Source organism: Paractinoplanes toevensis, from assembly GCF_018332695.1.
Classification (GTDB): Bacteria; Actinomycetota; Actinomycetes; order Mycobacteriales; family Micromonosporaceae; genus Actinoplanes; species Actinoplanes toevensis.
Window position 1 is genome coordinate 1 of the sequence record NZ_BOQN01000124.1, and the last position, 20,544, is coordinate 20,544.

General features: G+C 70.7%; 18 protein-coding genes. 8 read left to right on the forward strand and 10 right to left on the reverse strand.

What is annotated here, in order from left to right:
• Both Ato02nite_RS42065 and Ato02nite_RS42070 read right to left on the reverse strand, forming a co-directional pair.
• A partial coding sequence (locus Ato02nite_RS42065) for a hypothetical protein (RefSeq protein ID WP_438873112.1) occupies positions 1 to 214 on the reverse strand: 214 nt, incomplete at its 3' end.
• Positions 207 to 869, reverse strand: coding sequence for a YqeB family protein (locus tag Ato02nite_RS42070; protein ID WP_213012307.1), 663 nt, complete (start codon positions 867 to 869; stop codon positions 207 to 209). The genes Ato02nite_RS42070 and Ato02nite_RS42065, both read right to left, overlap by 8 nt.
• Positions 870 to 977: 108 nt before the next feature.
• On the opposite strand from Ato02nite_RS42070, the gene Ato02nite_RS52730 reads away from it, so the two are divergent.
• Both Ato02nite_RS52730 and Ato02nite_RS42080 read left to right on the forward strand, forming a co-directional pair.
• Positions 978 to 2,339 (forward strand): sensor histidine kinase, encoded by a 1,362-nt coding sequence (locus Ato02nite_RS52730; protein ID WP_213012308.1) that lies wholly within the window; start codon positions 978 to 980, stop codon positions 2,337 to 2,339.
• 227 nt (positions 2,340 to 2,566) lie between these two features.
• Complete coding sequence (locus tag Ato02nite_RS42080; RefSeq protein ID WP_281419892.1) at positions 2,567 to 3,220, forward strand: response regulator transcription factor; 654 nt, start codon at positions 2,567 to 2,569, stop codon at positions 3,218 to 3,220.
• Here the strand turns inward: Ato02nite_RS42080 and Ato02nite_RS42085 are convergent.
• Positions 3,217 to 3,945, reverse strand: coding sequence for a GbsR/MarR family transcriptional regulator (locus Ato02nite_RS42085; RefSeq protein ID WP_213012309.1), 729 nt, complete (start codon positions 3,943 to 3,945; stop codon positions 3,217 to 3,219). The genes Ato02nite_RS42080 and Ato02nite_RS42085 overlap by 4 nt on opposite strands.
• A 192-nt stretch (positions 3,946 to 4,137) precedes the next feature.
• Between Ato02nite_RS42085 and Ato02nite_RS42090 the strand changes: the two genes are divergently transcribed.
• From Ato02nite_RS42090 to Ato02nite_RS42100, 3 genes are all read left to right on the forward strand, one after another.
• Positions 4,138 to 4,812, forward strand: a complete 675-nt coding sequence (locus Ato02nite_RS42090) for a DUF4097 family beta strand repeat-containing protein (protein ID WP_213012310.1) — start codon at positions 4,138 to 4,140, stop codon at positions 4,810 to 4,812.
• Positions 4,813 to 4,876: 64 nt separating this feature from the next.
• Positions 4,877 to 5,821: an ATP-binding cassette domain-containing protein gene (locus Ato02nite_RS42095; RefSeq protein ID WP_213012311.1), complete on the forward strand. Its 945-nt coding sequence runs from the start codon at positions 4,877 to 4,879 to the stop codon at positions 5,819 to 5,821.
• Entirely contained in the window at positions 5,818 to 6,591 is a 774-nt protein-coding gene (locus tag Ato02nite_RS42100) for an ABC transporter permease (RefSeq protein WP_213012312.1), read from the forward strand. The genes Ato02nite_RS42095 and Ato02nite_RS42100 overlap by 4 nt, the downstream gene beginning before the upstream one ends.
• A 64-nt stretch (positions 6,592 to 6,655) precedes the next feature.
• Here the strand turns inward: Ato02nite_RS42100 and Ato02nite_RS42105 are convergent, their stop codons facing one another.
• The 4 genes from Ato02nite_RS42105 to Ato02nite_RS42120 form a co-directional block, all read right to left on the reverse strand.
• A complete protein-coding gene (locus Ato02nite_RS42105) occupies positions 6,656 to 8,134 on the reverse strand; it encodes a glycoside hydrolase family 130 protein (protein WP_213012313.1) in 1,479 nt (492 codons plus the stop codon).
• 8 nt (positions 8,135 to 8,142) lie between these two features.
• On the reverse strand, positions 8,143 to 9,225 hold the full coding sequence (locus tag Ato02nite_RS42110) for a glycosyltransferase (RefSeq protein ID WP_213012314.1): 1,083 nt from the start codon (positions 9,223 to 9,225) through the stop codon (positions 8,143 to 8,145).
• Complete coding sequence (locus Ato02nite_RS42115) at positions 9,222 to 10,376, reverse strand: glycosyltransferase (protein ID WP_213012315.1); 1,155 nt, start codon at positions 10,374 to 10,376, stop codon at positions 9,222 to 9,224. The genes Ato02nite_RS42110 and Ato02nite_RS42115 overlap by 4 nt, the downstream gene beginning before the upstream one ends.
• A gap of 135 nt (positions 10,377 to 10,511) precedes the next feature.
• On the reverse strand, positions 10,512 to 11,507 hold the full coding sequence (locus Ato02nite_RS42120) for a glycosyltransferase family 4 protein (protein ID WP_213012316.1): 996 nt from the start codon (positions 11,505 to 11,507) through the stop codon (positions 10,512 to 10,514).
• A gap of 82 nt (positions 11,508 to 11,589) precedes the next feature.
• Between Ato02nite_RS42120 and Ato02nite_RS42125 the strand changes: the two genes are divergently transcribed.
• The gene (locus tag Ato02nite_RS42125; protein WP_213012317.1) at positions 11,590 to 13,275 is read left to right on the forward strand and encodes a glycoside hydrolase family 13 protein; all 1,686 of its coding nucleotides are present in this window, start codon (positions 11,590 to 11,592) and stop codon (positions 13,273 to 13,275) included.
• On the opposite strand, the gene Ato02nite_RS42130 is transcribed toward Ato02nite_RS42125, so the two are convergent.
• Entirely contained in the window at positions 13,254 to 14,138 is an 885-nt protein-coding gene (locus Ato02nite_RS42130; protein ID WP_213012318.1) for a TetR/AcrR family transcriptional regulator C-terminal domain-containing protein, read from the reverse strand. The genes Ato02nite_RS42125 and Ato02nite_RS42130 overlap by 22 nt on opposite strands.
• A gap of 114 nt (positions 14,139 to 14,252) precedes the next feature.
• On the opposite strand from Ato02nite_RS42130, the gene Ato02nite_RS42135 reads away from it, so the two are divergent.
• A complete protein-coding gene (locus Ato02nite_RS42135; protein ID WP_213012319.1) occupies positions 14,253 to 15,509 on the forward strand; it encodes an FAD-dependent monooxygenase in 1,257 nt (418 codons plus the stop codon).
• On the opposite strand, the gene Ato02nite_RS42140 is transcribed toward Ato02nite_RS42135, so the two are convergent.
• Entirely contained in the window at positions 15,417 to 17,402 is a 1,986-nt protein-coding gene (locus Ato02nite_RS42140; protein ID WP_213012320.1) for a peptidoglycan recognition protein family protein, read from the reverse strand. The two genes, Ato02nite_RS42135 and Ato02nite_RS42140, sit on opposite strands and share 93 nt — an antisense overlap.
• A gap of 190 nt (positions 17,403 to 17,592) precedes the next feature.
• Here Ato02nite_RS42140 and Ato02nite_RS42145 point away from each other — a divergent pair, with 190 nt between their 5' ends.
• A complete protein-coding gene (locus Ato02nite_RS42145; protein ID WP_213012321.1) occupies positions 17,593 to 19,881 on the forward strand; it encodes a putative bifunctional diguanylate cyclase/phosphodiesterase in 2,289 nt (762 codons plus the stop codon).
• On the opposite strand, the gene Ato02nite_RS42150 is transcribed toward Ato02nite_RS42145, so the two are convergent.
• Positions 19,847 to 20,503 carry a TetR/AcrR family transcriptional regulator gene (locus Ato02nite_RS42150; RefSeq protein ID WP_213012322.1) on the reverse strand — a complete coding sequence of 219 codons (657 nt, stop codon included), beginning with the start codon at positions 20,501 to 20,503 and terminating at the stop codon, positions 19,847 to 19,849. The genes Ato02nite_RS42145 and Ato02nite_RS42150 overlap by 35 nt on opposite strands.
• Positions 20,504 to 20,544: the final 41 nt, after the last annotated feature.

The window sequence follows — 20,544 nt, forward strand, 5'->3', positions numbered from 1 at the left end:
TCTCCGCGCCGCCCGTCTCCGTGCTGACCGTCTCCGCGCCGCCCGTCTCTGCGCGGGCCGTCTCTGCGCCGCCCGTCTCCGTGCTGACCGTCTCTGCGCGGGCCGTCTCCGGGCTGCCCGTCTCCGCGTCGGCCGTCTCCGCGCTGCCCGTCTCCGCGCCGGCCGCGGGCGGGACCTGCTCCGGTCGGCTGGTCGTTGTGGGGACGTCAGCCATCGGCCTGGCGCCAATACTGCCGTTTGTGGTCGTCGCGGACCACGTAGCCGAGGCGGCCCAGTTCGACGCGCAGCTCGCGCTGGTCTCTCTCGTCACCTGAGGTGAGGGCCGTCTGGCGGGCGGCGAACAACGCGTGCGCGGTGGCCGGCAGCTCGGGCAGGCCGGGCACCCAGCGGTGGTATGCCGACAGGTAGGGGTCCTGGTCGGCCCAGGCGATGCCGCGCTCGGTGAAGGCCGTGCGCAGGCGGACGGCGGACAGGTGGGACGGCTCGCGGGCCAGCTCACGGCCGGTGCGGCCGAGCAGGACCAACTGGTCGCGGTCGGGGAACGCGACGGCCACCTCGCCCCGGGGCACACTGCGCGACGAACCGGGACGGGAGAGCAGCACTTCGGCCGGGCTGATCCGGACGGTGAGGGACTCGCGATCGGCGAGCGCGGCCAGCACCAGACCGAGCAGCACTCCGACGACCACCGCGACTGTCGCGGCCGCGGGCGCGGGCAACGTGCGGATCAGGGCGAACGGGCCGGGCAGCGGAAGCCACCAGGCCGCCCGCACGATCAGCAGGAGCAGCGCGCCGCCGACCACGGGAAAGCCGACCCACGAGAGGACCCGCACCCATCGGGGTGTCGGCACGATCGTCGTTTGTTCGAACACGGGTCCGAGTTTCCGCCGGTGCCGATCGGTCGCGATACCGACTCAAGGCGATGCTCGATAGACCAAAGTCGACTGCCCGCGCCGGCCGCCCGCCGGTAGCGTCGAGGCATGCCTCAGCGACTGTCGATCAGGTCTTGGCTGCTGGAGATCTCTCTCGCAGCGCTTGCCATGCTGCTCGGGCTCTTCTTCGTTGCCAACGCGGTGTCGGAGAGCGACGGCGCCCCGATCGCCGCCGAGGCCGTCGCGGCGGTGGTGTCCTTCACCGGCCTGGTGTTGTTCCGCCGCCGGCATCCGGTGGCGCTGACCCTGTTCCTGCTTCCCATCGGCATCCTGCTCGGCATGCCGATGGGCGCCACCCCGGTCGCGCTGTTCGCGGTGGCACTGCACCGCCCGGCCAGGTTCCCGATCACGCTGGCCGCCCTGCACGCCACCGCTACCGCGGTGATCTACGGACTGGTGCTGGGCCTGACCCCGGAGTATTACGAGTCCGTCGCCTTCCTGGTGCTGCTGCACGTCAGCCTGGTCGCGGTGGCCATGGTGATCCGCGCGCAACGGCAGCTGGTCGCCTCCTGGGCCGATCGCGTCCGGCAGGCCGAGGAGGGGCAGCGGCTGCGGATTGAGCAGGCCCGGCATGCCGAGCGTGAACAGATCGCGCGCGAGATGCACGACGTGCTCGCCCACCGCATCTCGCTGCTGGCAGTCCATGCCGGGGCGCTGTCGGTGCGCCGCGACGCCGCCGACGACGAGCGGCAGGCGGCCGACGTGGTCCGGCAGTGTGCGCACGACGCCTTGGAAGATCTGCGGACGCTGCTCGGCATGTTGCGAACACCGGCGATCGACCGCCCACTGCCGACGCTCGGCGACGTGCCGGCGCTGGTCGAGCAGACCCGCGAGGCCGGAGCCGAGGTCAGCCTGTCGCTCACCGGTGCGGATGACGAGTCCGGCGAGGTGCCCGACCAGACTGGGCGGCATGCCTACCGCGTCATCCAGGAAGCGCTGACCAACGCGCTCAAGCACGCGCCGGGCTCCCCGGTCCGGGTCAACGTCGACGTGCGCTACCTAGTGGGCATGTCGGTGCACGTGGCCAACGACCTCGGCTGGCACCACCCGGACGCCACCCGCTCCGCCCGCACAGGCGCGGGCGCGAGCGCGAGCGCTTTGCCCGGCGAGGGCGAGGGCGGGGGCGGTCTGCGTGGCGCGGGTGGTCTGCGTGGCGCGGGTGGTCTGCGTGGCGCGGGTGGTCTGCGTGGCGCGGGTGGTCTGCGTGGCGCGGGCGGTCTGCCCGGTGCGGGCGCGGATGGTCTGCGTGGCGCGGCGCCCAGCGCGGCCCTGGTCGGAGCGATTCCCGGGGCCGGAGCGGGGTTGGCTGGGCTTCGTGAGCGGGTGCAGCTGGCCGGCGGTGATCTGGAGCATGGGCCCACCCCGGACGGGGAGTTCGACGTGAAGGCCTGGCTGCCGTGGCAGACCTGATGGCGGGCGGGACCGCTGCGGTGGACCGGGCGGTCCAGCGTGGTGCCGGGGACGAGGCGGACCTGTTTCGTCAGAGAGAGCGGGCGGACGTGCGTGGTCCGGCGGAGCGGGCGGACCTGCGTGGCGCCGGGGAGCGGGAGGACCCGCGTGGCGCCCGGGAGCGGGCCGATCCGCTTGGCCCGAGGGGCGGGGCGGTCCAGCGTGGTGCGGGGGAGCCGGCGGGTGGGGTGGTTCGGCCGGTGCGGGTGCTCATCGTCGATGACGATGCGATGGTCCGGCAGGGGCTGGTGATGATGCTGGGGACCTTTGACGAGCTCGAGATCGTCGGGGCGGTCTCGGACGGCACCGAGGTGGCCTCGGCGGTCAACACGTTCCGGCCTGAGGTCGTGTTGATGGATATTCGGATGCCGGGGATGGATGGGCTTACCGCCACGGCCGATCTGCGCCGGCGGCGGGATGCGCCCGAGGTGCTCGTGCTGACCACGTTCGACACCGACGAGCACGTGCGGCGGGCCATGCAGGTCGGGGCGTGCGGGTTTCTGCTCAAGCACGAGCCGCCGGCCGACATCGCCCGGGCGATCTGCCGGGCCGCGGCGGGGGAGCCGATGTTCACGTCGTCGGTGTTGCGGCAGGTGATGGGGCTGGCCGCGGCCGGCGTCGAGGATCCGGCGCGGGACCGGGCGCGGGCTGCCCTGGAGCAGCTGACGCCCAGCGAGCGCAGCGTCGCCGAGCTGATCGCCGATGGCCGCACCAACCAGGATATCGGCGGTGAGCTGATGATGAGCACGCCGACGGTGAAGGCCTACATGACCCGGATCTTCACGAAGCTCGACCTGTCCAACCGGGTGCAGGTGGCCGTGCTGGTTCTCCGGGCTCGCTAGGCGGGGTCCGTCTCGGATTTGGGGTGCAGGAGCTCCCGGCCCAGCTCGGCGGCTCGGGTGATGCTCTCGCTGACGAAGTCCAGGAAGCGGGCGATGTTCTCCAGGCGGGCGGCGGCGGGGGTGTCGCGGCCGAGGATGTCGACGCCCTGCCGGGCGATCACGATGATCTGGGCGTTGGACCGGGCGCTGGCGATCATCGCCTGGTACCAGACGTCGTCGTCGACCACGTAGAGGTCGCGGCGGCGTTCGTCGCGTTCGCGGCGGACCAGGCCCTGGCTCTCCAGGAAGGCGACCGCCTTGGAGATCGAGGCGGGGCTGACCCGCAGGCGCTGCACCAGCTCGGACGCGCTGAGGCTGCCCTCGTCGGTGGTGTAGAGGCAGGCCATCACCCGGGCCATCATCTTGGGCGTGCCCGCCGCGATCAGCGCGGTGGTGAACAGCTCCTCGTATTCCTGCATGGCCGCCGGGTCGCGGCCATGCGCCAGCGGCGCCGCCGCCGGGCCGCCCCGGGCCGCGCCCTGCTTGCGCCGGTGGGTGCGGCGCTCGGTGGCGTGATGGGCCAGCTCGGCCCGGTAGGCGGTGGGACCGCCGTTCCGCATCACCTCGCGCGTGACCGTCGAGGTCGGACGGTCGATGCGCCGGGCGATCTCCGCGTAGGCGAGGCCGTCGGCCAGGCCCAGCGCGATCTGCTGGCGTTCCTGCTGGGTGAGTCTGCCTCCCGGCATCAAGTCCTCCGTTGCGCTCCTCGAAGGAGCCCAGCATAGCGTTCGCTTCCAGATCATTGCAACACAATGAGGCGCTACCGTTGCATTGAAAGCATCCGGTTGCAACGATATGTGGCAGCTGAACTGCTCATAGATCTTTTACTTGCAACGACTACCTTGAGGGAACAGTGAATGCAACGTAGCGTTTCCGACATGAGAAACGACTTCGCAACCACCGCCCCGATCACCGCCATCATCGACATCCCGGCCGGACGCGTCCGGTTCATCGCCGCCGACCGGCCCGACACCACGGTCGAGGTTCTGCCCGCGGACGCTGCCAAGGGCCGCGACGTGAAGCTGGCCGAGCAGACCACGGTCGACTACACCGACGGCGTCCTGCGGGTCGCCACCACCACGAAGAGCCACCAGCTCATCGGCCCGTCCGGCGCCGTCGAGGTGACGGTTCAGCTGCCGGCCGGCTCCCGGGTCGAGGCCAAGGCGGCCAGCGCCGAGTTCCGGGCCGTCGGCCGGTTGGGTGACGTCACCTACGAGAGCTCGCACGGACCGATCAAGATCGACGAGGCCGCGAGCGCGCGCCTCGCCACCCAGGCCGGTGACGTCGAGGTCGGCCGGCTAACCGGTCCCGCCGAGATCAGCACCAGCAAGGGCGACATCCACATCGCCGAGGCGGTCCGCGGCACGGTCGTGCTGCGCACCAAGGCCGGCGAGATCTCGGTCGGCGCCGCCACCGGTGTCTCGGCCTCACTGGACGCCGGCACCTCGCACGGCCGGATTCACAACTCGCTCAAGAACACCGAGGGTGCCGATGCCGAACTCACCATTCACGCGACCACCGCGGCCGGCGACATCACCGCCCGCAGCCTCTGAAGCCTCGCCGAGGTCGCCGGTCGGCCGACCGGCCGGCGACCCCCAGCCGAACGGGAGCACTGACATGACAAACCTGGCGATCGCGGCGAACGGGCTGCGTAAGTCCTACGGCGACAAGGTGGTGCTCGACGGCATCGACCTCGCCGTACCGGAAGGAACGATTTTTGCCCTGCTCGGCCCCAACGGGGCCGGCAAGACCACCACCGTCCAGATCCTGTCCACCCTGATCCCGGCCGACGGCGGCAGCGTCCGGGTGGCCGGCCACGACCTGACCGGGAACCCGGACGACGTGCGCGGCGCGATCGGCGTGACCGGCCAGTACTCGGCGGTCGACAAGCTGCTCACCGGCGAGGAGAACCTGCTCCTGATGGCCGACCTGAAGCACCTGTCCCGGGCCGACGGCAAGCGCCGGGCCGCCGAGCTGCTGGAACGCTTCGACCTGGTCGAGGCGGCCCGCAAGCCGGCCTCGACCTACTCCGGCGGGATGCAACGCCGGCTCGACCTGGCGATGACCCTGGTCGGCGATCCTCGGCTGATCTTCCTGGACGAGCCGACCACCGGCCTGGACCCGCGCAGCCGGCGGGAGATGTGGCGGATCGTCCGGGAGCTGGTGGCGGGCGGCGTCACCATCTTCCTCACCACGCAGTACCTGGAGGAGGCCGATCAGCTCGCCGACCGGATCGTCCTGCTCGACCACGGCCGGCTGATCGCCGAGGGCACCGCCGAGGAACTCAAGCGGCGCATCCCGGGCGGCCACATCGAGCTCACCTTCACCGACCCGCACCTGCTCGACGCGGCCCGCGGCCTGCTGCCGGCCGGGGTCGCCGACCCCGAGGCGCTCACCCTGCAGGTGCCGAGCGACGGCGGCGTCCGGTCGATCCGCGAGCTGCTGGCCCGGCTGGACCAGAACGACATCGACATCGACGCGATGAGCGTGCACACCCCCGACCTGGACGACGTGTTCCTGACCCTGACCGGTCAGCAGAAAGAGAAAGAGGCCACCCGATGACCACTCTTGCCTTCGCCACCCGCGACTCGTCGACCATGGTCAGGCGCCAGCTCAAGCGCCTGATCCGATATCCGGCGATGACCGTGCAGCTGATCATCACGCCGGTCATCATCCTGCTGCTGTTCGTCTTCGTGCTGGGCGGCGCGCTCGGTGCCGGCATCGGGGGCGGGCGGGCCGGCTACGTCAACTACATCGTCCCCGGCATCCTGCTGATGACCGCGGCCACGGCCGCGACCGGAACCGCGGTCATGGTGGCCACCGACATGACCGAGGGGATCATCGCCCGCTTCCGGACGATGCGGATCTCCCGGGCCTCGGTCCTCACCGGCCATGTCGCCGGCAGCGTCATCCAGCAGTTGCTCAGCATGACCGCCCTGATCCTGATCGCCCTGGCGATCGGCTTCCGGCCGAACGCCAACCCGCTCGAATGGCTGGCCACCATCGGACTGCTGACGCTGTTCGCGCTGGCGATCAGCTGGCTGTCGGTTGCTCTCGGACTGAAGTCGCCGACCCCCGAGGCGGCCGGCAACGCCCCGATGCCGCTGCTCCTGCTGCCGTTCCTGGGCAGCGGCTTCGTCCCGACCGACTCGATGCCCACGGTGTTGCGCTGGTTCGCCGAGTACCAGCCCTTCACCCCGATCATGGAAACCGTCCGCGGGCTGCTCCTCGGCACCCCGATCGGCCACAACGGCATCATCGCGATCGCCTGGTGTGCCGGGATCGCCGCGGTTTCCTACCTCTGGGCGAAGAGCATTTTCAACAAGGCCTGATGGGTACGCCGAACAGGGCCGCCGGACCTACGGGTCGGGCGGCCCTGGACGTGCGTGACAGCGATCAGTACCCGGTGGGCACCATGCGGCTCATCAGCTGGTCGAGGTCGACGCTGGCGAAACCGACCCGCACGTCGCTGGCCCCGTAGGGCAGCCACAGCCGGCCGTCCTGGATCAGGCCGCCGCAGGAGTAGAGGACGTTCGGCACGTACCCCTCGCGCTCCACCTCGTCCGGGTCGAGCAGGCCGTCCGGCAGGTCGGCGATCACCCGTTCGGGGTTCTCCAGGTCCAGCAGCATGGCGCCGAGCGAGTAGCGGCGCATCGGGCCCACCCCGTGGGTGAGGACCAGCCACCCCTGTTCCGTCTCCAGCGGTGAACCGCAGTTGCCCACCTGGATCAGGTCCCAGCCCCGGTGCGGCACCAGCAGCGGGACGGCCTGCTGCCAGCGGTGCTGCTCGTCGCGGACGCTCAGGCCGAGCGTCTCGCCGTCGGACCGGCACAGCGCCAGCTTCTGCCCGCCGACGTAGCGCGGGAACAGGGCCATGCCCTTGTTCTGCGCGGCCGGTCCGTGCAGCCGGGACACGTCGAAGTGCCGCAGGTCCCGGGTGAAGATGACCCGGCCGGAGATGTGCCGGCCGTCGTAGGCGGTGTAGGTGGCCTGGTAGGCCAGCCGGCCGTCCGGATCGAGGGTCTGCACGAACCGGGCGTCCTCCATGCCGTTGCTCTCGGCCCGGGTGGTCGGCCACATGACCCGCTGGTGCAGGGGTGCCGCGCACGGGAACGAGACCGCGTAGTCCTCGGAGACGATGTGCCGGATCCGGTCCACCGTCTCCTGGGTGGTGGGCCGGGAGAGCAGTTCGGCCGGCACGTGCCCGATGACGTCCTCGAACTCCTCGTCGGTGTAGCGCTCGGGCAGGGTGGCCACCACGTACGCCGCGGCCTCGTTGTCGATGCCGTCGTCGATGAGGGCGGCCGACAGCTGGAAGCGGTAGTGCTGGGCGCCGACGCGCTGGCCGATCACCAGTGGGCCGCCGCGGTCCTCGAGCCGGATCTGGTCGCCCGGTCCGATGACCGCCGAGCAGAACCCGACCGACGAGATGTGTCCCTCGCCGATCTGGCGCAGGCTGATCGCCACCCGGAACTCGCCGGTTTCGAGGCCCTCCTGGTCGGGGTGGGCCACCATCGACGGGTTGCACAGCGCCGCCGCCTCGACCGAGTACTCGTGGCTGAAGTACGCCCCGATCAGGGTGCGGGCCGTCGGGGACAGCTCGATCTCCGGCGGCACCCGGTGCTGCACCAGCTCGTAGTTGTGCTGGAACGTCGACAGCAGGTCGTGGTGCCGGCCGGCGAACCGGGCCAGCACGTCGTCGAGCAGGCGGCTGGTCTCGGCCTCGTCGAGTTGCAGGATCCGCTCGATCAGGCTGGAGGCCCGGTTCTGCACGGTCTGCTCGTCCTCGCCGGGCACGAACAGCTTGATCACCACGCGCCGGGCGTCCGGCTGCATGACGATCTCGTGGCGGGTGACGTACGTCTGAGTATTCATGGTTGCGGTCACGCTAGGCCGCCTGACGGTCGGGTCGCACTTCGGGTCGCCAGCGTGCGGGCATGCTGCAGCGTGGACACAAGCGCGAGGGTGGATTCGGCTCCTTGGTTCACATTAGGACCATCTGCCGTTAATCCGTCATAACATCCGCCGGTTAGGGGGTCGTACATGACAGTTTGAGTGTCGTTATCGCCGAGAAACCAGGCGATCGCGCGGAACAGGGGCTCCTCCCACCGATCGTCCCCGGTGACCGCCAACGCCGCGGCGCAGGCGTCGGCCACCGCGGCGGCCTCGATGGGCTGCTGGTCGAAGCGATGCTTGGGCACGTCGGCCCGCCAGCCGCCGACCGGCACCACCGACAGGTGCCCGGAATTGTCCTGCTCACGGCACAGCCAGGCGAGCATCTTCAGGCCGGTGCGCAGCAGCGGCTCGTCACCCAGCAGGTCACCGGCCGCGATCACCACCTCGGCCATGGTCGGGTTGGCGTAGGTCAGCTCGTCGGAGGGCCACACCCAGCCGGGGTCGGGGCCGGGCACCCCGACGGCGGTGGCCGCGTCGGCGAGCAGCGAGGCCGCCTGGCTGTCCCGCGGATCGGCGCGCAGCACCTCGGCGGCACCGAGTCCGGCGTACGCCATCGCCCTGGGCCAGACCGAGCGTTGCCGCGCTCCCGAGCGGAACGCGACGCCGGCCTCGCGCCGGATCCAGGGCACCGTGGATCGCGCCGCCGCCGTGCCCAGGCCCCACAGCGCGCGTCCCCACCAGTCGCCGAGGCCGGGCTCGTCGGCCCAGCGCCGGTCGTAGCCCATCCGGTTGCGGAAGGCGCCGTCCGGACCCTGCGCGTGGGTGAGAAACGCCAGGTAGCGTTCGGCGAGACCGACGATCTGCGCGGTCGGCCGGTGCTCCCGGCTGGCCACCAGCAGTCCGCGGCCGACGTCGTCGACGCAGTAGCCGTGCTCGCGCCGCACGATGGCGTTGCGCGCGTGTTCGAGCAGGCCGGTGTCGTCGGAGAGCCGGGCGAGGTGGTTCCAGTTCGGTGCGGGCGCGTCGGTGATCTGAATCGGCGGTGGGACCAGCCGCAACCCCGCCGTCATGCCGGCACGGCCGAGGCCGCGACCGGGGCGCGATCGGCCAGCAGGCGGCCGGCGAGGTTCTGGTAGCGCGCGGCGACGGCGGGCCAGCGCAGCGTCGGCCCACCGGCGAGGCCGGTGAGGCGCCCGGCCAGGCCGGGCTCGGCGAGCAGGTGCCGGACGGCGGAGGCCATGGCCTCCGGGTCCTGATGGGGTACGAGAAGCCCGGGCCCGTCGGCGAGCAGTTCGACCGCGTGCGGGAACTCGGTCGCCACCACCGGCACCCCGGCGCCGACCGCCTCGATGAGCACCCCGGAGGTGACCTGCTCGGTCGAGTCGTAGGGCAGTACCACCACGTCGGCGGACCGGATCAGCCGGGACAGTTCGGCCTGGTCGAGGTAGACGTCGAGCCAGCGGACGGCGTCGGTGACGCCGAGCGCGGCGGCGAGGGCCTTGAGCGAGTCCCGGTACGCGTCCCCGAACTGCTCCAGGACCTTCGGATGGGTGCGGCCGGCGACGGTATAGACCGGCGCCGGGTCGCGGTCGCCGAGCAGCGCGAGGGCCCGCAGCGCCCATTCGATGCCCTTGCCCGGGCCGAGCAGACCCCAGGTGAGCAGCTGCGGCCGGTCGTGATCCTCGCGGGGGGCCGAGACGTCGTGGCTGCCGGCGCCGTGCGGGATCACCGCGATCTTGCGGGGGTCGAGGTCGTAGCCGGCGACGAGCCGCTGCCGGGCGGTGTCGGTCATGGTGACCAGGGCGTCGGCGGTGGCGGCGATGCGTTCGAGGACCTGCCGCTGGAGCGGGTCGGGGTGGCTGAGCACGGTGTGCAGCACGACGATCGACGGGACCTTCAGGGCGCGCAGCAGCGGCAGCACCTCGGCTCCGGCGTCACCGGGGTAGATCCCGTACTCGTGCTGGATGATCGCCACGTCGAAACGGTTGAGCGCGTTGGCCGCCGCCGCCCACCCGCCGGTGTTGTCGGTGTGCCAGGTGTGCACGACGCGCGGGGCGCTCCGGTCGAGTTCGATTCCGCCGCTGACGTTGTCGCTGGCGAGAAGTCGCACGACACCGGCGGTACTGCTCGTATTGAGCTGGGTCGCGAGTGCGGCATTGAATGTCGCCAAACCGCATTGCGTGGGCGGGTACGTGCTCAGAAATCCATAGGTGGCGGGCATGACAGGCCTTTCTGGTTCCGCGGCTGCCTCCCCGCAGCACGACTCACCGCACGTGCGCAGGCACCATTGCAGTGCTCCGGGAAATTGCTCCGCTTAACGTGCAATTCACATTGCGACGTTAACAAGAAAGGCCAATCACCTGACGATTTTTCGGTAAATCGCCAAGTAGTCGTCGACCATGCGGTCGGCCGAGAACCGTTGCCGGGCACGCGCGGCGCAGCCGGACCGGTCGATCCCGGAAAGAGAGGAGACGGCGGCGACCGCTTCGTCCACGTCCGAGACCAGACGTCCGGTCACGCCCTCGTCGACCACTTCCGGCATCGAGCCCTTCCGGTACGCGATGACCGGCGTCCCGCAGGCCATCGATTCCACCACGGAGAGCCCGAACGGCTCGGCGAACCGGATCGGGTGCAGCAGTGCCGCCCCGGATCCGAGGATCCGCCCCCGATCGTCCGGCCCGACCGAGCCGAGATAGACGACCCGGTCGCCGTCGATGTGCGGTTCGACGTCCCGCGCGAAGAAGTCGGCGTCCTGGACGATTCCGCAGATGACCAGGCGGCGGCCGGCCCGGCGGGCGATCTCGATGGCCAGATCGGTGCCTTTGTCCGGGTGGATCCGGCCGAAGGCGATGAGGTCGTCGCCGCCGGCGGAGAACGGGAGCGCGGAAAGGTCGATGCCGTGATGCACGGTCGCGACATAGGTGAGGTCGGGGGAGCGGTCGGCGTCCGAGATCGAGACGTAGTGCGACCGCGCCTGGCGATAGGCGGGCAGGATGTTCGGCCCGGAGAAGCCGTGGATGGTGGTGAGCAGCGGCGCCGCACAATGTTGCGAGAAGGCCAGCGGCAGCCAGTCGAGATGGTTGTGCACCAGGTCGAACTCGCCCGAGCGGGCCAGCGCGTGGGAGACGTGCAGCGCCTCCCAGACGCGGCCGTCGTGGGCGCTCTCCTCGTAGCCGGTGGGGATGACGCCGTCGAGGGTGGCCTTGGTGACCGAGTCCAGGGTGGCGAAGAGGGTGACGTCGATGCCGCGTGCGGCCAGTCCCTCGGCGAGGAGGCTGGTGATCAGTTCCCACGGGCCGTAGTGCAGTGGCGGCGTACGCCAGGCGATCGGCCCCAGCAGCGCAACTCTCATGACAAATACCCCTTTTCGGGAGTTAACCCCGGGTAAGTATGCCGACCCGGTGAAGTCGGCGTTCTCGTGTTAGAGAAGACGCATGACGGATCTCTGGTGGAAAAGTGCGGTCGTTTACCAGATCTACCCGCGCAGCTTCGCGGACGCCGACGGCGACGGCATGGGCGACCTGCGGGGAATCATCGACCATCTGGACCACCTGGCCGAGTTGGGCGTCGACGTCATCTGGCTGTCCCCCATCCACAAGTCGCCGCAGGACGACAACGGCTACGACATCAGCGACTATCAGGACATCGACCCGCTCTTCGGCGACCTGGCCACGTTCGACGAGCTGATGACCGCTGCGCATTCCCGTGGCCTGAAGCTCATCATGGACCTGGTGGTGAACCACAGCTCGGACGAGCACCCCTGGTTCGTCGAGAGCCGGTCGAGCAAGGACAACCCGAAGCGCGACTGGTATTGGTGGCGGCCCGCCCGGGACGGCATGGAGGCGGGCACGCCCGGTGCCGAGCCGACCAACTGGGGGTCCGCGTTCGGCGGCCCGGCCTGGGAGTACGACAAGGAGACCGGCGAGTACTACCTGCACCTGTTCTCGCCCAAGCAGCCCGATCTCAACTGGGAGAACCCGGAGGTCCGCGCGGCGGTCTACGAGATGATGCGCTGGTGGCTGGACCGGGGCGTGGACGGCTTCCGGATGGACGTCATCAACATGATCTCCAAGGTGCTCCCGCTGGAGGACGGCCGGCTCACCGCCGGGCAGGCGTACGCGGACGGGTCGGCCGGCTACATCAACGGCCCGCGCAACCACGAGTTCCTGCACGAGATGTACGAGCAGGTCTTCGCCGGCCGCGAGGGACTGCTGACCGTCGGCGAGATGCCGGGCGTGACGGTGGACGAGGCGATCCGCTTCACCGCCCAGGACCGCCAGGAGGTCGACATGGTCTTCCAGTTCGACCACGTCTGGGCGGACCGCGGCGGCGACCCGTGGCGGATCTTCCCGCTCCAGCTCACCGTCCTGAAGGGGATCTTCGGGCGGTGGCAGGCCGGCCTGGCCGAGGAGGGCTGGAACAGTCTCTACTGGAACAACCACGACCAGCCGCGGGTGGTCTCCCGCTACGGCGACGACAGCCCCGAGTTCCGCGCCGCCTCGGCCAAGATGCTCGGCACGGTGCTGCACCTGCACCGCGGCACGCCGTACGTCTACCAGGGCGAAGAGCTCGGCATGACGAACTACCCGTTCGCGAGCATCACCGATTTCCGGGACATCGAGGCGCTCGGTCAGTTCCGGCAGGCGACCGAGATCGAGGGCCGGGAAGCCGCCGATGTGCTGACCGTGCTGCGGGCTCGCGGCCGGGACAACGCGCGCACCCCGATGCAGTGGGACGACTCGCCGAACGGCGGGTTCAGCACCACCACGCCGTGGCTCGCGGTCAACCCGAACTATCCGCAGATCAACGCGAAGGCCGAGCGGGCCGATCCGGACTCGGTCTTCCACTACTACCGCCAGTTGATCAAGCTGCGGCACGAGGAGCCGGCCGTGGTCGACGGCGACTTCACCATGCTGCTGCCGAACGACGAGCGGCTGTACGCGTACACCCGGCGGCTGAACGAGACGGAACTGCTGGTGATCGGCAACTTCACCGGCGAGACGGTGGAGGCCGAGATCGACGGCTGGGCCGGCGCCGAGTTGGTGCTGTCCAACCTGCCCGCCAACGGCCTGACCATGGCGCCCTGGCAGACCGTCGTCTATCGGCGGGCCACCACGTAAGGCTCCAGGCCGTCGAGCAGCCGGGCCAGGCCGAACTCGAAGAGCAGGGTCAGATCGAAGTCGAAGTCCTCCGTGGTCAGCTCGCGAAAGTGCGGCATCGCACGGTCGTCGAGCACCGCCAGGAACCGGCCGGTCTGCGCTTCCACCCACTGGTCGTTGGTCAGCCCGCTGTCCCGGATCGCCTGTGCCTCCGGCTCCAGCGCGCTGGCCACGCCGCGGACGAACGTGAACGTCACGATCTGGATGTACATCCGGTCGGCCAGCGGCAGGCCGGTGCCGTCGAAGGCGGCCATCACCCACTCGCTGAGCCGCATCGCGTTCGGCGCCATCTGCGGCCGGGTGATCGACATCGTCGGCGCCAGCCACGGGTGCCGCTGGAACACGGTCCACTCGAGCCGCGCGACCAGTTCGAGGGCGGCCCGCCACCCGCGCGGCGGGCGGGCCGGCAGCGGCAACTCGCCCACCGCGGTGTCGATCATGGCGAGGGTCAGGTCGTCCTTGCCGGGCACGTGCCGGTACAGCGACATCGTGGAGACGCCCAGCGTGGCCGCGATGCGCCGCATGGACAGCTCGGCCATCCCCTCGGTGTCGGCGATGTCGATGGCCGCCGCGATGATCTTTTCCCGGGTCAGCTCGTGGTCGCGGCGCGGGGCCGGCCCGGCCACCACCGTGCCGACGCCGGGACGGGCCACGGTCAGGCCCTCCTCGCGCAGCGCCGCGTGCGCCTTGGTCGCGGTGGCGATCGCGACACTCCACTCGCGCACCAGGGCCCGCGCCGACGGCACCCGGTCGCCGGGCCGCAGCTCGCCGGATTCGATGCGGCGGCGAATGTCCTGGACGATGCGCCGATATGGGGCTTCCAAACTAGTACACCTCCCGCTCCCCAACGCACCGTACTAGTACAGTTTGCCAGCCTAAATCATGCGTCCTAGCCTGGCTAGTACATCGATATACGGAGTACGCAGGAGGACGGGGACATGCGGGTTCTGATTTCCGGCGCGGGGATCGCCGGTCCGGCGCTGGCGCTCTGGCTGCACCGCGCGGGCGCCGACGTGACAGTGGTGGAGAAGGCGGCGACGCCGCGTCCGGGCGGGCACGCGGTGGACGTGCGCGGCGTGGCCCGCCGCGTGATCGAGAAGATGGGCGTGCGCGAGGCGATCCGGCAGAAGCAGATCGACGACCGCGGCTTCGCCCTGGTCGACGCGCGTGGCCGCCGGATGGCGGCGCTGCCGGCCGACATGTTCGGCGGCGAGGGCATCGTGGCCGAGATCGAGATCGCCCGCGGCGACCTGGCCCGCGTTCTTTACGACGCGACCGCGCCGAACGTCACCTATCGCTTCGGCGACCGGATCACGGCCATCGACCGGCGGGACGTCACGTTCGCCGGCGGCCACCGCGAAGAGTTCGACGTCGTGGTCGGCGCCGACGGCGTCCGTTCCGGAGTCCGCCGGATCGCGTTCGGTCCGCACACCGACTACGTCCGCCCGCTCGGCGGCTACAGCTCGTACTTCACCGTGCCCGACCCGGGCGACCTCGGTAACTGGAGCACGATGTACAACGCGCCCGGCGGCCGAGCGGTCCTGGTCCGCCCCGAGGCCGGCGGCACCGCGAAGGCCAGCCTCAGCTTCCGCACCCGGGAGGTCTTCGACCGGCTGACCCGCGAGGAGCAGATCCGGCTGTTGACCGAGCGGTTCGCCGGCGTCGGCTGGCGGGTGCCGTCGCTGCTGGCGGACCTGCCGAAGGCCGACGACCTCTACTTCGACGAGGTCAGTCAGGTGCACGTCGAGAAGTGGGCGCGCGGCCGGGTGGTGCTGCTCGGCGACGCCGGTTACTGCGGTTCCCCGCTGGGCGGCATGGGCACCAGCATGAGCCTGGTCGGCGCCTATGTCCTCGCGGGCGAACTGTCCGCGAGCAAGAGCCCCGAGGAGGCCTTTGCCGCCTATCAGCGACAGATGGCCGACTATGTCGCCGAGGGCACCCGACTGCCGCCCGGCGGGATCGCCATGTCCGCCCCGAACAACCCGATCCTGATCCGCGCGCGGGCGCTGTCGATGGCGATGATGAACCGCTGGCCGATGAAGCAGATGCTGGCCAAGCAGTTCGGCAAGGCCGACGCGATCACGATCGAGGACTACCCGCGGCTATCGCAGCACGACCAGCCCGTCCAGCACGACCCCCGGGCGCTCGACCTCGACCCGTACCGTGTGCGCACCGCTGGTGGGCCAGGAGCGTGACCAGACCGCCTGGCGGTAGACAGTCTGCGGCGACCGGAGGTCGATGAGGCCCTGGTCGATGCCGTCCACGAAGATCCGCAGCTGCCCGGACCGGGCCGCCCGGCTCACCGCGATCGCCGCGGAGTTTCCGGTGAAGGTCCAGGTAGCGGCGGATCCGGCGGCGATGCCGCCGAGGGCGACCCCGCCGAGATAGCCGGGGTTGCTCAGGGTGCGCCATGTTCCGGTCCGCTGGGCCGCGGCCTCCGAGACGACCACGGGCGTACGGGTGACCGACCCGTCCACGGTGTTGCCGGCTCGGTCCGCCGCCCGCAGCGCGAAGGTGGCCGGGCGGCCGGGGGCGAGCGCGCCGTTGCGGCTGTGCACGGCGGTGCCGAGGTCGACCGCCGACGGCCGGGTCATGGCCACCGCGGCGACGCCGTTCACGTCGGTCGCGGTCCACTGCAACTGGACCGGCACCGTGCCGTTCAGGGCGCCGGTCCGCAGCGCGAGGGTCGGCCCGGAGTTGAAGACCGGGGCGACGGCGTCCGAGATGACGTTGGCGCCGACCATGGTGGCCCGGCCGGACAGGTGCAGCGCCCGGATCGTCACCACGTGCCCGCCGGGGCTCACCCGCAGGGTCGTGGTGCGGTGCGTGCCGGGCGTGGCGACGGCGAGCTTGCCGTCCACGTACACCTCGAACCGGGCGATCAGCGCACTCGGCGTGGTCACGTTCCAGAGCGGGCGGATCAGGCCCTTCGTGTAGAGCGTGGTGTGGTAGTTCGACGCGCCGGGCATCCGCAGGTAGCGCAGGCCGGCCGGGCCGGCCCCGGCGATCGCCCGGATCGCCGGCAGCTGCCGGTAGAGCGCGTTGCCGGGGCACTCGGTCTGCCCGGCGTCGCGGTGGCCGGAGATCCGCCACAGCACCGCCCTGGTGCCGGCCGGATAGCGATTGCCGCCACCCGAGGTGATCACCACCTTGCCGTTCGGCGGGTTGCCGGCCGCGCCCAGCTTGTAGGCGGCGACCGTGGCGATCGCGGTGCGGACCGTGGGCGAGACGCCGGCCCCGCTGAACGTGCCGATCACCGCGACCGCGCTGGCGTTGCTGTTGAAGCCGAGGGTGTGCGCGCCGAGCACGGACCGGTTCACGCCGCCGGCCCGGCCCTCGAAGATCCGGCCGCACTTGTCGACCAGGAAGTTGTAGCCGATGTCGTCCCAGCCCCGGGTGCGGACCTGGTAGGCCTGGATGCCCCGGACGATCGAGGCCGAGTCGGCGCAGCTGTAGCCGTTGCCGCTGGCCGTGTGGTGCACGAAGAAGACCTGGACCGGGCCGGTGTAGGTGGGTGCGACCTTGACGATCGCCTCGTTGGCGCCCCACCCGGCCCGGGTCACCATCCGGGGGACCGGCCGGACCGGCATCGGCACCCGCACCGCGCCCTTCTCGGCCCGCCGGGACATGGCGGGATCGTCGCCGGCGGCCGCGCGCCGGATCGCGGCCGCATCGGCGTCCGGGTTGATCAGATCCACCCGCAGGCCGGCCGGCAGCGGCCGGCGGCCGCCGACGACGTGCGCCTCGACCGCGTCGGAGGCGCCTACCCAGAGCGGGTCGCTCGCGCCGCGCCGGTCGCCGGTCGTGCTGCCGTCGGCCTCGAGCGCCTGCCACGGCGTCCACCGGCCGGTGCCGAGCGTCCGGGTGCGCACCCGGATCGTGCCGTCGACGGCGGCCGTCGGGTCGGCCCAGGTGACGCCGAGCAGGCTGAACGGCCGGGTGATGCGAGCGGTGGCGGCGTCGGCGAACGGGATCCTCTGCAGTGCCGGTTCGGCCGGTGCGGCGGACGCCGGCGGGACCGGGCCGGCGGTGACGGCGGCGGCGATGACAAGAAGGGCGGCGCGGAACTTCGTCCGATACCGGTGCACGTGAACCCCCGTGGTACTGGTTGATCGGCCATCAGCCACGTTGCCGTCTGTCGTCGCTTCCGTCCCGGAAATCAACAACTTTTTCGGGTTTTTTCGTGGCACAAACGAGGGCAAAACGGCCAAACGGCTGACAGGAGGGACTTGCGTCACATCGGTTAAGAACCTCAACCGAGTGCCGATGGGACAGGGCATGAGCAGCTCTGTGATCGCCGAGCAGCGTCCGCCGCTGCGCGCGCGGTTCGCCTGGCTGCATGTTGTGGCCGGCCTGACCCTGGTGGCGGTCTACTGCCTCGGCCCGGTGTGGGTGCAGACGCCGGCCTCGGTCGTCGCGATGGCCGGCGGCATGACCTCGCTGTACCTCGGGCCGAAGCGCAACCTGAAACCGGCGGACCGGCTGCCGTGGCGGATGGTCCGCGCCGGCGGCTGGCTGTTCATCGTCGCCAGCGTCATCCGGGCCCTCGTGCCGAGCACGATGAACACCCCGCCGACGGCCATCGCGCTCGTCCCGAACTCGTTCATCGTCCCCGCGTACCTCTGCCTGGGTTACGCGTTCCTGGTGATGCTGCGTCGCCGGCGGGCCGGCGACGACGACCCCGCCCGGATCGACGCGATCCTGGTCGGCCTGGCCGCCGCGTTCGTGACCTGGACGTTCGTGATCTCCCCGGCCCTCTACGCGTCGAACCTGTCCGGCTTCCAGGTCCTCGACGCGCTGTTCCCGATCTTCGACGTGGTCATGCTGATCCTGGTCGCGCAGCTCATGCTGGCCGGCGGCGTGCAGCAGGTCGCGCTCTGGCTGATGATCGTCGCGGCCGCCTGCATGTTCGTCGGCGACCTGCTGTTCAGCCTGCGTGACGCCCAGCTGATCGACATCTCGCCGATGGCGAGCAACGCGTCGTTCCTGCTGATGTTCGTGCTGATCCCGGCGGCCGCGCTGCACCCGTCCACCCGGACCCTGGTGCAGCCGCAGAAGATCGTCGTTCGTGACCTGAGCAAGCTGCGGATGACCGTGATCGGCCTGGTCGTGGTGGTGCCCACGATCATCACCTCGCTGGTGCCGGTCGGTGAGGTGATCAACGACCTGGTCCGGGCCGGGCTGTGCGCGCTGATCGTGCTCAGCGTGCTGGGCCGAGTGGTGCGCTCCAACAACTCCCGGGTCCGGGCCGAGAAGGTCACCCGCCGCCGGGCCACCCACGACGCGCTCACCGACCTGCCCAACCGGGAGCTGCTCTCCGACACGGTGTCCCGCTGGGCCGGCCGGGCCGCCACCGACCACCTCGAGATCAGCCTGCTCTTCATCGACCTCGACCGGTTCAAGATGGTCAACGACCACTGGGGGCACGAGGTCGGTGACGAGCTGCTGTGCGCGGTCGCCGGCCGGCTCGGCGAGCAGGTCCGCGCCGAGGACGTGGTGGCCCGGATCGGCGGGGACGAGTTCGTGATCGCCCTGGCCAGCCCGTCCCACTTGCGGCTCGCCGAGTCGCTGGCGGGCCGGCTGCTGGAGGAGTTCGCCAAGCCGTTCGGGCTGTCCGTCGGCGACGTGGTCGTCTCGGCCTCGATCGGCGTGGCCAAGTCGACCGGCGGGGCGCACGCGCTCGAGCTGATCCGGGATGCCGACACCGCGATGTACAAGGCCAAGGGTTCGGGCCGCAACGCGTACGCGCTGTTCGACACGTCGCTGCGCGACCAGGTCCGCGACCGGGTCAAGCTGGAGCAGGCGCTGCGCGGCGCGCTGGAGCGCGGCGAACTGGCTGTGCACTTCCAGCCGATCGTCGACATCGCCGGCGACGAGCTGGACGGGTTCGAGTCGCTGATGCGCTGGACCTCACCCGAGCTGGGTTTCGTCTCGCCGGACGAGTTCATCCCGATCGCCGAGGAGACCGGCATGATCGAGGAGCTCGGCGCCTGGTCGCTGCGCGAGTCGGTGCGCCAGCTCCAGGAATGGCTCGTCATGCGCGGGCCCGACGCCCGCCCGATCCACGTGTCGGTCAACGTGGCGGTCCGCCAGCTCCGCGACGGTGCGCTGGTCAAACTGGTCGACGACGTGCTCCGGGAGACCGGCCTCCCGCCGCAGGCGCTGTGGCTGGAGATCACCGAATCCGGCGTCATGGAGGACATCGAGACCGCCCTGCTGACCCTGAACGCGCTGCACTCGCTGGGCGTGACGCTCTGCATCGACGACTTCGGCACCGGTTACTCGTCGCTCAGCTACCTGCACCGCCTCCCGGTCGGGATTGTCAAGATCGACCGCTCGTTCATCATGGATGTCGGCGAGGCCGGCAGCAACGAGCCGATCGTCCGCGCGGTCCTCGCGATGACCCACGCCATGGGCCACCGGGTGGTCGCCGAGGGCGTGGAGACCGAGCTGCAGCGCGACTGGCTCCGGGCCCAGGGCTGCGACCTGGTGCAGGGCTGGTTCTACGGCAAGGCCGAGCGCCCCGAGAACCTCACGAACTGGATCGATCGCTCGGTCTCGGCCTGATCGCCTGCTCGACCAGGCCGGTGATGATCCAGCCGGCGATCCGCTCGAAGGACGTCTCGGTGCCCTGCGCCCCGGAGCCGAGCGCGGCGGCCAGGTGCGGGAAGTCGCCGCTCGCGACGGCGTCGGTGATCAGCGCGACCTGCTCGGCGGCCGGAGTGGCCGCGGTCAGCTCGTTGGTCACGTAGGACGCCACGAAGCCGGTGATCAGGGCGATCAACTCCATCTTGGTCGGGCCGTCCAGCCCGGTCGGGGCCAGTGCGGCCAGCCCCTGCTCCAGGTAACCGAGCATGTTGCGGCCGGTCAGGCGGCGATTCGGCAGCGCACCGGGCAGCCACGGATGGGCCAGCATCAGGGTCCGCTGCGCCGCGGCGAGCGCCATCAGATCCGTACGCCAATCGCCGGTGATCTTGATCTGGGCAGTTTCCCCGCCGACCCGGTCGACCATCAGGTCGAGCAGGCGGTCCTTGTCGGGCACGTAGGTGTAGAGCGACATCGCCCCGGCGCCGATCTCGGTGGCGACCCGGCGGAAGGTGACCGCGGCCAGTCCCTCGGCGTCGGCGAGCCGGATCGCCGTGTCCACGACCTGCTCCCGGGTGTGCGCCGGCGGGCGTCCACGGGTCATCGATACCTCCTGCTACTATTTTCAGTACAGCGTACGAGAAA